General features: G+C 43.2%; 11 protein-coding genes. All 11 read left to right on the forward strand.

The genetic code is table 11. From position 1 onward, the window contains the following. Window positions 1–86 precede the first annotated feature (86 nt). The 11 genes from sucD (at window position 87) to fusA (ending at window position 13129) form a co-directional block, all read left to right on the forward strand. Window positions 87–974, forward strand: a complete 888-nt coding sequence (gene sucD, locus QWZ01_RS14635; RefSeq protein ID WP_290324341.1) for a succinate--CoA ligase subunit alpha — start codon at window positions 87–89, stop codon at window positions 972–974. A gap of 1016 nt (window positions 975–1990) precedes the next feature. After that, the gene (locus QWZ01_RS14640; protein WP_290324342.1) at window positions 1991–2764 is read left to right on the forward strand and encodes a TlpA family protein disulfide reductase; all 774 of its coding nucleotides are present in this window, start codon (window positions 1991–1993) and stop codon (window positions 2762–2764) included. A gap of 90 nt (window positions 2765–2854) precedes the next feature. Continuing rightward, window positions 2855–3253: a (R)-mandelonitrile lyase gene (locus tag QWZ01_RS14645; RefSeq protein WP_290324344.1), complete on the forward strand. Its 399-nt coding sequence runs from the start codon at window positions 2855–2857 to the stop codon at window positions 3251–3253. Between the two features lie 383 nt (window positions 3254–3636). Next, window positions 3637–4008: a methionine-R-sulfoxide reductase gene (locus QWZ01_RS14650; RefSeq protein WP_290324347.1), complete on the forward strand. Its 372-nt coding sequence runs from the start codon at window positions 3637–3639 to the stop codon at window positions 4006–4008. A 568-nt stretch (window positions 4009–4576) separates the two neighbouring features. Continuing rightward, complete coding sequence (locus QWZ01_RS14655; RefSeq protein ID WP_290324350.1) at window positions 4577–5548, forward strand: ribonucleoside-diphosphate reductase small subunit; 972 nt, start codon at window positions 4577–4579, stop codon at window positions 5546–5548. Window positions 5549–5752: 204 nt separating this feature from the next. Beyond that, window positions 5753–8125, forward strand: coding sequence for a ribonucleoside-diphosphate reductase subunit alpha (locus QWZ01_RS14660; protein ID WP_290324351.1), 2373 nt, complete (start codon window positions 5753–5755; stop codon window positions 8123–8125). Between the two features lie 198 nt (window positions 8126–8323). Continuing rightward, a complete protein-coding gene (locus tag QWZ01_RS14665) occupies window positions 8324–8530 on the forward strand; it encodes a cysteine-rich CWC family protein (protein WP_290324352.1) in 207 nt (68 codons plus the stop codon). A 788-nt stretch (window positions 8531–9318) separates the two neighbouring features. After that, complete coding sequence (locus QWZ01_RS14670; RefSeq protein WP_290324353.1) at window positions 9319–9489, forward strand: hypothetical protein; 171 nt, start codon at window positions 9319–9321, stop codon at window positions 9487–9489. A 477-nt stretch (window positions 9490–9966) separates the two neighbouring features. Then, the gene (rpsL, locus tag QWZ01_RS14675) at window positions 9967–10380 is read left to right on the forward strand and encodes a 30S ribosomal protein S12 (protein WP_002993550.1); all 414 of its coding nucleotides are present in this window, start codon (window positions 9967–9969) and stop codon (window positions 10378–10380) included. A gap of 19 nt (window positions 10381–10399) precedes the next feature. Next, window positions 10400–10867 carry a 30S ribosomal protein S7 gene (rpsG, locus tag QWZ01_RS14680; RefSeq protein WP_076377343.1) on the forward strand — a complete coding sequence of 156 codons (468 nt, stop codon included), beginning with the start codon at window positions 10400–10402 and terminating at the stop codon, window positions 10865–10867. Between the two features lie 150 nt (window positions 10868–11017). Then, a complete protein-coding gene (fusA, locus tag QWZ01_RS14685) occupies window positions 11018–13129 on the forward strand; it encodes an elongation factor G (RefSeq protein WP_290324376.1) in 2112 nt (703 codons plus the stop codon). Window positions 13130–13173 lie beyond the last annotated feature (44 nt).

Below are 13173 nucleotides of genomic sequence, written 5' to 3' on the forward strand. Positions count from 1 at the left end.
TTGTAAAAAGATTGCCACAGCATTAAATTAAATTTGACTTTATGGGCAATAACTTTAGCTTTGCCCTACTAAAACGAAAAAAACCAATGAGTGTTCTCGTAAATAAAAATTCAAAAGTTATTGTACAAGGTTTCACAGGTAAAGAAGGTACTTACCATGCTGAGCAGATGATTGCATATGGTACACAGCTTGTTGGCGGTGTTACACCAGGCAAAGGTGGTCAGCAGCATTTAGACAGGCCGGTTTTCAACACCGTTAAAGACGCGGTTGACCAAACAGGTGCCGATGTATCTATCATTTTTGTACCTCCTGCTTTTGGTGCAGATGCCATTATGGAAGCTGCCGAAGCCGGTATCAAGGTTATTGTTTGTATCACCGAAGGTATCCCGACAAAGGATATGATTGAGGTAAAAGAATATTTAACCGATAAGGATGCACGCCTTATTGGCCCTAACTGCCCGGGCATTATTACTGCCGACGAGAGCAAAATTGGTATCATGCCAGGCTTTATCTTCAAAAAAGGTAACGTAGGTGTGGTTTCAAAATCAGGTACCTTAACTTACGAAGCGGTTGACCAGGTGGTTAAAGCCGGTTTAGGTATCACTACTGCCATTGGTATTGGCGGCGACCCGATTATCGGTACCCCAACCAAAGAAGCTGTTGAATTATTAATGAACGACCCGGAAACTCACGGGATCATCATGATAGGTGAAATTGGCGGCGGCATGGAAGCCGACGCTGCCCGCTGGATCAAAGAATTTGGTACTAAACCGGTTGTTGGTTTCATCGCTGGCCAAACTGCGCCTCCGGGCCGCCGTATGGGCCACGCTGGTGCTATTGTTGGCGGTGCTGATGACACTGCAGCTGCAAAAATGAAGATCATGGCCGAGTGCGGTATCCGCGTGGTTGAATCACCAGCTGAAATTGGTGCTGCCATGGCAGAGGAACTGGCTAAATTAGCTGTTAAAGCTTAAGTTTAGGCTAAAGGCTTTTATTTTAAGATATAAATCCCGGTCAGGTTTGGCCGGGATTTTTTTGTTGGAGGTTTTTTGTCTGAACCGGGATTTATGGGATTATACGATTTATGGGATTTTCTCATACAGTGTGAAGGGCAGGTTCAAAACTTGCAGAAGCAAAAAACGGCTGTCATGCCGAGCCTGTCGAAGCATGGTGGGCGAGCCTCTGCGCGCGATCCTTCGACAAGCTCAGGATGACAGGCCTTATCATCTTATAAGCTTTCGGCAACAAAGGAAAACGGCTGTCATGCCGAGCCCGTCGAAGCATGGTGGGTTGGCCTCTGCGCGCGATCCTTCGACGGGCTCAGGATGACAGGGCCCACCTTTATTATCCATATGTCACAAGTAACCATCGCTCTTAGTTCTTAGCTTCATACTTGCGCCAGAGCCGATAAATTACATGGCATATAAACGACTCACCCGGTCTGCGCTGCGCTGGACCGCCCTCTCTTCGCCTGCGGCGGAAAGAGGGGAGAGCAAAAATTGATAAAAGGGTAAAAGAAAAAATTCATCACCCTCTTTCCAGCGAAGCTGAAGAGAGGGTCGACAAGCGCAGCGATGTCGGGCTGAGTTGATTATAAAGCCTGATTTGATGCAACTGTCTTTTGATGAGGCATTAGTTGATAAATTACATGGCACGCAAACGACTCACCCGGTCTGCGCTGTGCTGGACCACCCTCTCTTCGCCTGCGGCGGAAAGAGGGGAAGAAAGTTGTCATTGCGAGGAACGAAGCAATCGCGAGCTATGTATGTCCTCTCTGTAAAGTTCGCGATTGCCGCGCTGCGCTCGCAATGACAACTTTTTACTCCTAACCCTCTTTCCAGCGTAGCTGAAGAGAGGGTCGACAAGCGCAGCGATGTCGGGGGTGAGTTGATTATACAGCCTGATTTATTCAACTGCCTTTTGAAATATAAATAATTGTATATTGTGTAAACCTAAACACACACAAAACCAATAACCTTTATCTACCATCATGAAAAAATTTATCACAGCAGCTCTGTTTATTTTCACACTGATCAATGTTTCGTTTTGCCAGGCGCAAAATCCGGGTGCACCGGTTGAAAAACCGGAGAATATCCTGAAAACCATGGATAGTTTTTTTGCCTATGTCAGTTCTAATTTAAAGCTTTCAGCAAATTACACCGCTTATGATGCCAGCTCAAAGGTGATCAGTAAAGCAACCTTCTTAAAAACGCTTACCTCGGGCAATTATCTGCCATTAAGGCTTAGCTCAACTGATGCTAAAATGTATTTTAAACTTTATAAATTATCCCCGGTGGCAAAACACGACGTGGGAGGATATATCAAAGGATGGTCGGTGGTTTTTTATGACCATTTTAAAAGGGAAGGGAAAAAATTCCCAGCATTCAACTTCGTAGATCTGAATGGCAATAAATACAACTCGAAGAACACCAAAGGAAAAATAGTAGTGCTCAACTGCTGGTTTATAGGCTGTCATGCCTGCGAAGAGGAAATGCCTGAGCTTAACGACTTGGTAAGCCAATATAAAAACCGGAAAGACATTGTATTCGTGAGCCTGGCGCTTGACTCCAGGAAGAAACTTGAGGCTTTCTTAAAACGTAAACCTTTCAATTACGCTTTAATTCCAAGCCAGGAGCAGTTTATCAGCAAAACCCTGAATGTAAATGGATTTCCTACCCAGTTTATTATTAACAAACAGGGTACCATTGTAAGTGTGGTAGAAACTCCCAATGAGATCATTTACGCGCTGCAAAACAAAATTTAACCTGCACATTAATACACCTTTGCTAACCTGGTGCAAACACATAGGAGCAAATTGATGTATACTGTATACAATATTTAAAGAGAATAATTTATGGAAATTAAACGCAGCGGCTCACAGCCTTCGGGCAAAGGCCCGGCAGAATATTTTACAGGAACAGTACGTATAGATCCGCTTAACAGTCCACCAGAACCTGCACGCGTGGCTATGGCCCTGGTTACCTTTGAGCCGGGTGCCCGCACAGCCCGGCATACGCATCCGCTGGGACAAACACTTATTGTTACCGCTGGCAGCGGCTGGGTGCAGCGCGAAGGCAGCCCGAGAGAAAATATTTACCAGGGAGATGTGATTTGGTTTGCTCCAAACGAAAAACATTGGCATGGTGCTACAGCCACCACCGCCCTAAGCCACATAGCCATACAGGAAAAACACAATGGCTCGCCTGTTGACTGGATGGAACAGGTTACTGATCAGCAATACGGTAACCTGTGATTCAACTCACCCTGCCTGCGCTGCGCTGTTCCATCCTCTCTTCGCCTGCGGCGAAGAGAGCGGAAAAAAGTTGTCATTGCGAGGAACGAAGCAATCGCGAACTATGTATGTCCTCTCTGTAAAGTTCGCGATTTCCGCGCTGCGCTCGCAATGACAACTTTTTACTAACCATCTTCTTTCTGCCGCAGGCGAAGAGAGAGAGTCGACAAGCAAAGCGATGTCGGGGTGAGTCTATCCCAAAATCCCTTAATCCCACAAATCCAAGTTCAGACAAAAAAGCTCCGTCAAATCAATGTAAACACTGCTTCCAAAGGCCATTTATCCCGCTTAATTTTCGTATCTTTAAGTAAATAAAAATCAAATCAGGAGTACAAAAGATCAATATGGAGTACAATAAATTAACCCCGGATGAAGAGTGGGTAATTATGCACAAAGGAACAGAACGACCATTTACCGGTGCCTTGTTAGATAACAAGGCCCAGGGTTTGTACGTTTGTAAACGCTGCGACACGCCGCTGTATACTTCCGAATCAAAATTTGAATCGCACTGCGGCTGGCCAAGTTTTGACGATGAGATACCAGGTGCCGTTAAAAGGGTACCTGATGCAGATGGCCGCCGAGTTGAAATTGTTTGTGCCAATTGCGGAGCCCATTTGGGCCACGTTTTCGAGGGCGAATACTTTACCCCTAAAAACACCCGCCACTGCGTAAACTCAGTTTCAATGAAATTTGTTCCCGTTGCCGACGCGAAATAATTCATACAACTATAAGGAATACCCCGGTAAGCCACTGCTTATCGGGGTATTTTGTTTTCCACAATGGCATGATCAACGCTTTTACCACTTCTCATTTCCAAATTTAAATTGGCACTTAGCGGGAGCATTATGCTATTCGTAATAATTGTCGGTGTTAAGTAAAGTAATTTACATTGTTAAATTATTGTTTTTTGCAAGTGTTTAGGCGGCTACTTTTTGAGATGTTTTTTAATTGGCTGTAATCAAGTTCATTAATTTTTGATCGTTTAAATCAATTCTGAAATTATCCCTAAAAGTGTTAATAACTCTGGGGTTTGTTAAAAACTAACACTAAAAATACTGATCATCAAACATTAACTTTGTTCAACAAGGTTCGTAAAAAGTATTCGAAAGACAGTGGGATGTATCCATCATCCAATACACAACAACTTAACTGTCAGTAAATTACATAATATAACCCGTGAACGGCCGAGCCAGTCACGAAATAAACAAAGCTCTGTGTTAACATAAGGCTGGGTTTCGTGTCTGATAACGCTACGTAAAGGAATAACGACATAAAAAGGTATCTATGAAACAGGAAGAAGAAGTATTACTGAGAGAGAACAAGGACAGGTTTGTGATACTGCCCATCAAGTATCCCGCCATCTGGGAGATGTACAAAAAAGCCGAAGCCAGCTTCTGGACTGCCGAAGAGATCGATCTTTCGGATGACCTGAAACACTGGGAAAACCTTAACTCGGGCGAGAAGCATTTTATATCGCACATCCTGGCATTTTTTGCCGCGAGCGATGGTATTGTGAACGAAAACCTGGCCGTAAATTTCATGAGCGAGGTTCAGCTTCCCGAGGCACGTTGTTTTTACGGCTTCCAGATCATGATGGAGAACATCCACTCAGAAACTTACGCTTTACTTATAGATACATACGTTAAAGATCCTGTTGAAAAAGACCGCCTTTTCCATGCTATTGAAACCGTTCCTTGCGTGGGCAAAAAAGCAGAATGGGCACTGCGCTGGATAAATAATGGCAACTTTGCCGAGCGTTTGGTGGCTTTTGCTGCGGTTGAGGGTATCTTCTTCTCGGGTAGCTTCTGCTCTATATTCTGGCTTAAAAAACGTGGCCTGATGCCGGGTCTTACTTTCAGTAATGAGCTGATATCACGTGATGAAGGTTCGCACTGTGAGTTTGCTTGCTTACTATACAAAATGCTGCAGAACAGGCTCCCTGCCGAGCAGGTAACCAAAATTATTACAGACGCGGTTGAAATTGAAAAAGAATTTGTTACAGATGCCCTGCCGGTTAACCTGATTGGTATGAACGCCAAAATGATGAGCCAGTACATTGAGTTTGTAGCCGACAGATGGCTTGGCGAACTGGGTTACGAAAAACACTACGGCGCTTCCAATCCTTTTGATTTCATGGAAATGATATCATTACAGGGTAAAACCAACTTCTTTGAAAAACGTGTAGGCGACTACCAGAAAAGCGGCGTACTTAACAATACCGAAAGCAAAGCGTTTTCACTTGACGAGGATTTTTAAAGATAGTATCAAGTAGTTAGTATCAAGTATCACGACAAAAGAATGTTGATATCACAACTAACTACCTGGCACCAAATAAAAGGAGTTAGTAAAAGTCTTGATACTAAAAGCTCGATACTAAAAAAGAATTAACATACATAATATATACATCAAGTTTGGTTTAAACATCGCTGCCCGATACCAAACCACTAAATACTTATCAATATGCTCGTAGTAAAAAGAGACGGTAGAAAAGAGTCGGTAAAATTCGACAAGATCACAGCACGTATTGAAAAACTGTGCTATGGGTTTAACCTGGTTGACCCAATTGATGTGGCAAAAAAGGTAATTGAAGGCTTATTTGATGGTGTAACCACCTCCGAGCTTGACAACCTTGCCGCCGAAACAGCTGCATCCTTAACCACAAAGCACCCTGACTATGCTTTGCTGGCTTCGCGCATAGCGGTATCAAACCTGCATAAAAACACTATTAAGTCGTTTTCAGAAACCATGCGTTTGCTGCATGGCTATATTGACCCTAAAACCGGTAAAGACGCATCGCTTATTGCTGATGATGTATGGGAAGTAATTGAAAAGAACGCCGAACTACTTGATAGCACCATCATTTATGATCGCGACTTTGGTTTCGATTACTTCGGTTTTAAAACGCTTGAAAAATCATACCTGCTAAAAATTAACGGTAAAATAGCCGAGCGTCCGCAGCACCTGTTCATGCGTGTGTCTGTTGGTATCCACAAAGAGGATATCGAAAGCGCTATCAAAACCTACCACTTAATGAGCGAGCGCTGGTTTACCCACGCTACCCCTACCCTGTTTAATGCAGGTACACCAAAACCACAAATGTCGTCATGCTTTTTATTAACCATGAAGGATGACAGTATTGACGGTATCTATGATACTTTAAAACAAACTGCCAAAATTTCACAAAGTGCAGGTGGCATTGGTTTAAGCATCCACAATGTACGTGCTACAGGCTCATACATCAGCGGTACAAACGGTACCAGCAACGGTATTATCCCGATGTTGCGCGTATTTAACGATACTGCCCGTTATGTTGATCAAGGCGGCGGTAAACGTAAAGGTGCCTTTGCTATTTATTTAGAGCCTTGGCATGCAGATATATTTGAATTTTTAGATCTGCGCAAAAATCACGGTAAGGAAGAAATGCGTGCCCGCGACTTGTTCTACGCTCTTTGGGTGTCTGACCTGTTCATGGAGCGTGTGGAAGCCAATGCCGATTGGAGCCTGTTTTGCCCGCACGAAGCACCAGGCCTGGCCGATTGTTTCGGTGCCGAGTTTGTTGAACTGTACACCCGTTACGAAAAAGAAGGTCGTGCCCGTAAAGTGATCAAAGCGCAGGATCTTTGGTTTGCTGTACTGGACGCTCAGGTTGAAACCGGTACACCATACCTGTTATATAAAGATGCTGCCAACAGCAAATCGAACCAGCAAAATTTAGGTACCATCAAAAGTTCAAACCTTTGTACCGAAATTATGGAGTATACCGATGCCAACGAAATTGCGGTTTGTAACCTGGCTTCGTTAGCATTGCCTCGTTACGTGATCAACGGTGAGTTTGATCACCAGAAATTATATGAGGTAACTTACCAGGCTACCCTTAACCTTAACCGTATTATTGACGGCAACTACTACCCTGTTGCCGAAGCAGAATATTCAAACTTAAGGCACCGCCCTATTGGTTTAGGTGTACAAGGCCTGGCCGATACTTTTATTCAGCTGCGTATGCCGTTTGAAAGCGACGAGGCTAAACAACTGAACAAAGAGATCTTTGAAACCATTTACTTTGCTGCCATGACGGCTTCAAAAGATCTGGCTATAAAAGATGGCGCTTATGAAACTTTCCCTGGCTCACCTTTATCAAAGGGTAAATTCCAGTTTGACTTGTGGAACGTATCTCCGGCCAGCACCCGTTGGGATTGGGAAAACCTGCGTTTAGATGTAATGAACCATGGTGTTCGTAACTCATTGTTAGTAGCACCGATGCCAACAGCATCTACTTCACAAATATTGGGTAACAACGAGTGCTTTGAGCCATATACCTCAAACATTTACACCCGCCGTGTGCTAAGCGGAGAGTTCATTGTAGTAAACAAATACTTACTGCGCGATCTGGTTAACCTTGGCTTATGGACCCCAGCGATGAAAGATAAGATCATCACCGCAAACGGATCTATCCAGGATATTGCCGAGATACCTGCCGATATCAAAGAACTGTACAAAACAGTTTGGGAAATAAAAATGCGTAACATCATTGATATGGCTGCCGATAGAGGTGCTTATGTTTGCCAGTCGCAATCATTAAACCTGTTCATCAACTCGCCAAACGCGTCGAAATTAACTTCAATGCACTTCTACGCATGGAAAAAAGGTTTAAAAACCGGTATGTACTACTTGCGTACTCAAGCTGCATCACAAGCGGTTAAGTTCACTGTTGAAAATCAGGGCGGTTCAAACATGGAACCTGTGATACCAGAACACGTAGCTCAAATTGCAGACAACGTACCAGAAGGCCCAAGCTGCTCAATGGAAGAAGGCTGCGTTACCTGTTCTGCATAATTCTTTGATTATAGGATAAAAAACAAAAGATAAAGGATTATTATCAAACGTCCGTAAGCTGAAAGGTTTACGGACGTTTTTATTTTGATGGCTTTATCCTGACCGTAGAGTTTGCTATGCCTATTGCTATTATCCGTAATTTTGTATTAAACACACCGGACTCATGCCGACTTTCCGACATCCGGATTTAAAAAACAAATGACCAAACACGAGATCATCCGTTGCGAACGCTGCGAGGCGCCTTTTGAATGTAAAGCCAATTCATTCACCAAGTGCCAGTGCAGCACCGTGCAGCTCAGCCTCAACGAGGTGCAGTACGTAAGCGAACTGTATGAAGGATGCCTCTGCGCCAACTGCCTCCTGGTTATTCAGCAAGAGTATAGGGAAAGTATGGGGTTGGTGTAGGTTAATCCCTGTTAGATTGCCGGAATTACATGGCGAAGTCCCGCTCTTGGCCGCGGGAAGGCCAGTTACTTTTTTCTTGATAAAAAAGTAACCAAAAAATCAAGACAAAAAAAAGCTTCTGCCCACAGGCAAAACTCCCGGCCCGCTTTTTTGTCGGGCCATTACCCGCATTTTTTTATCATTTCATCCTTGTCATCCTGAACGTTTCGTCTTTTATTTTAAATTCTATTCATTCTTCAATTCAATAAATTCTGATTCAGACATTCAGCAGACCAGCTTCGGGCGAAAAGCAGGCAGAACATGTTGGTCTCTCTGCTGGGAGGGGCATCTGATTCAGACATTCAGCAGACCAGCTTCGGGCGAAAAGCAGGCAGAACATGTTGGTCTCTGTGCTGGGAGGGGCATTAGCAAACCTTTCCGAAGCAATGGCAATGAGCGAACGAAGTAGAGGTAAGGTTTAGCAGCCCGTGGTTCTGAATGCTTTGCGGGGAAAAGGCCTCGTGCGGCAAAGAAGCCTCTCTGCTGAAAGCCTTTTTGGTTACTTTTGTGGCGACAAAAGTGACTGGCCCTCCCGCGGCCAAGAGCGGGTATACGCCCAGTAATAACATACACACAATCAATTGAAGCGTTTGTATAATTCACACAATCGCTTTAGCTTAAATAAGTAACATTCCCGTTACTCACAGCTAAGCTAAATTCCATTCAGTAATAACATTAATCCTTTTCAATTTATGCCAGTCATATATGTGTACGTCTTTTAGTTAGATGTACTATTAATGATTATCACCATGAAAAAGAGATTTCTTGCATATGCATTCTTATTAGCATCAATAGTATCAGTAACCTCAGGTTGCATGGTACGCGAAGGATACGGAAACCGCAGGTACCATCATGACAGGTATCATAACGGTTATAACAATGGCTACGATCATAACCATGATCATGACCACGGTTATTAATTAAAGAGTTGTTATTGAGTTGATTGATTGATAAATGATGAAAGGGTGGTGATTGAAAGATCATCGCTCTTTTTTGTTTAAAGGCTATCGCAATGTTGGCGTTATTAAGATCCGTATCCGAAAAAATAAAAACTGGAAAACGTTGTCATTTCGACAAACATGCGTGGGGAAGTGTGCTGGGGTGAGGAGAAATCTTATACTATATGTCAGCGGATTTGCTGCTCGTATAAGATTTCTCCTCGTTCCTCGTCGAAATGACAACTTTTTATTTCCCCGAACGCTTATAATTTTACAATTAGCCTGCCACATAATATTTCAGTCAAATTCACCCCAAAAAACATACCTTCCACTCCACTCCCCGCACCATATCAACCTATTACAAAAACTTTTTTACTCAACCGCTTGAAAATCAAAAAATAGTAGCTACCTTTGCAGTCCTTAAAATAAGGATAAAACTGTAAATACAAAAAAGGAAAAATGCCTACTATTCAGCAATTAGTTAGAAAAGGTAGAGTAGCTCTGGTTGACAAGAGTAAGTCACCAGCGTTGGACAGCTGTCCACAGCGAAGAGGCGTATGCACCCGCGTGTATACCACTACCCCTAAAAAACCAAACTCAGCAATGCGTAAAGTTGCCCGTGTGCGCTTAACCAACGGAAAAGAAGTAAATGCTTACATCCCGGGTGAAGGTCACAACTTACAGGAGCACTCTATCGTTTTGATCCGCGGTGGTCGTGTTAAGGATTTACCAGGTGTACGTTACCACATCATCCGTGGTGCATTAGATACATCAGGTGTAGCCGGTCGTAACCAACGTCGTTCTAAATATGGTACTAAACGCCCTAAACCAGGACAAGCTGCTGCAGCTCCTGCAAAAGGTAAAAAGAAATAATTAAGGAGGATAGATAGCAATGAGAAAGTCAAAACCAAAAAAGAGAATTATCCTTCCTGATCCAAGGTTCAATGATACCCTGGTAACAAGGTTTGTAAATAACATGATGTATGATGGTAAAAAATCTACCGCGTACTCTATATTCTACAACGCAGTTGATATTGTTGAAAAGAAAACCAGCGAAAGCGGTTTAGAGACCTGGAAAAAGGCTTTAAACAATGTAATGCCAGCTGTTGAAGTTAAAAGCCGCCGTGTAGGTGGTGCAAACTTCCAGGTTCCAACTGAAGTTCGTCCTGAGCGTAAAATAGCTTTAGGTATGAAATGGTTGATCAGCTATGCACGTCGTCGTGGTGAAAAAACCATGATGGAGAAATTAGCCGGTGAAATCATATCAGCAGCTAAAGGTGAAGGTGCAGCAGTGAAGAAAAAAGAAGATACGCACAAAATGGCTGAAGCCAACAAAGCGTTCTCACACTTCAGATTCTAATCATAAAAGATTACACCGATATAGAAAGGATTACACCGATTATATATTAAGATTACACCGGTTTAGTATGATTGCACTTTATTATGAAGTGAGATCAAAACAGATCGGTGTAATCATTAAAAAAATCAGTGAAATCATAAATCAAATAAAATGTCAAGAGATCTAAGATATACAAGAAATATTGGTATTGCCGCTCACATTGATGCCGGTAAAACCACCACCACCGAGCGTATCCTTTACTATGCCGGCGTTAGCCACAAAATTGGTGAAGTACACGAAGGTGCTGCAACAATGGACTGGATGGCTCAGGAGCAGGAACGTGGTATTACCATTACATCTGCTGCTACAACAGTAAACTGGAAATACAGAGGCCACAACTATCACATGAACATCATTGATACCCCAGGGCACGTGGACTTTACCGTAGAGGTAAACCGTTCATTACGTGTATTGGATGGCTTGGTTTTCCTTTTCAGCGCGGTTGATGGTGTTGAGCCTCAATCTGAAACCAACTGGAGACTTGCTAACAACTATAACGTTGCCCGTATCGGTTTCGTTAACAAGATGGACCGTTCTGGTGCCGATTTCTTGAACGTTGTTAAACAAGTTAAAAGCATGCTGGGCAGCAACGCTGTTCCTTTGCAGTTGCCAATTGGTGCTGAAGAACACTTTAAAGGTGTGGTTGACTTAATTAACTGGAGAGGTATTGTTTGGAATGAGCATGATAAAGGTATGACCTTTACCGAAGTGCCTATCCCGGAGGATATGATCGAGGAAGCAACCGAGTGGAGAGAGAAATTATTAGAATCAGTAGCTGAGTATGACGAAAGCCTGATGGAAAAATTCTTTGATGCTCCTGAAACAATCACTGAGCGTGAAGTACTTGATGCTTTACGTAAAGCTGTTTTAGATGCTAAGATTGTTCCTATGGTTTGTGGTTCATCTTTCAAAAACAAAGGTGTACAAACCATGCTTGACTACGTGATGGAATTATTGCCTTCACCTATGGACGTTGAAGGTATCATCGGTACTAACCCTGATACTGGCGAAGAGATCCTGCGTAAACCAGATGTTAAAGAACCATTTGCAGCATTAGCGTTTAAAATCGCGACTGACCCATTCGTAGGTCGTTTGTGCTTTATCCGCGTATACTCAGGTAACCTTGAGGCTGGTTCATATGTACACAACATGCGTTCAGATAACAAAGAGCGTATCAGCCGTATATTCCAGATGCACGCTAACAAGCAAAACCCTATCCCTAACGTAGGTGCAGGTGATATTGCTGCGGTAGTAGGCTTTAAGGATATCAAAACTGGTGATACCCTTTGCGACGAGAAACATCCGATCATTCTGGAGTCAATGAACTTCCCTGAGCCGGTTATCGGTTTAGCTATTGAGCCTAAAACTCAGGCCGACGTAGATAAATTAGGTATGGCTTTAGGTAAACTTGCCGAAGAAGATCCAACCTTCCGTGTAAACTCTGACGAAGAAACCGGCCAAACTGTAATTTCAGGTATGGGCGAGCTTCACTTGGATATCATCATGGACCGCTTAAAACGTGAGTTTAAAGTAGAGGTTAACCAGGGTGCTCCGCAAGTAGCTTACAAAGAGTCAATCACCGGTACTGTACAGCACCGTGAAACATACAAGAAACAAACAGGTGGTCGTGGTAAGTTTGCCGATATTCAGGTTATCCTGTCGCCAAATGACGAAGGTAAAGAAGGCTTACAGTTTGTGAACGAAATTAGCGGTGGTTCAATCCCTCGTGAGTTTATCCCATCTGTACAAAAAGGCTTCGAAGCTTCAATGGTAAACGGTGTATTAGCCGGCTTCCCATTAACCAGCTTAAAAGTTCGTTTAATTGATGGTTCATTCCACGCTGTCGATTCAGATGCATTGTCATTTGAGTTAGCTGCTAAAATGGCTTACCGTGAGGCATTGCCAAAATGTAAACCAGTATTACTTGAGCCGATCATGAAAATCGAGATCCTTACCCCTGAAGAAAACATGGGTGATGTAATCGGTGATATGAACCGTCGTCGTGGCCAGCTGTTAGGTATGGATTCACGTGCAGGTGCACAGGTTATTAAAGCAACTGTACCACTTTCTGAAATGTTTGGTTATGTAACTCAGTTACGTACCATTACTTCAGGCCGTGCTACTTCAACCATGGAGTTTGATCACTATGCTGAAGCACCACGTAACGTACAGGACGAAGTAATAGCTAAAGTAAAAGGCAAAAAAGCCGCTGCTAACGCGTAATTAGAGATTAGTTGATTGGTGATTAGAGAATAGTTACCAATCAA

Origin of the sequence: Mucilaginibacter aquaedulcis (genome assembly GCF_030409325.1) — a bacterium.
Lineage (GTDB): Bacteria > Bacteroidota > Bacteroidia > Sphingobacteriales > Sphingobacteriaceae > Mucilaginibacter > Mucilaginibacter aquaedulcis.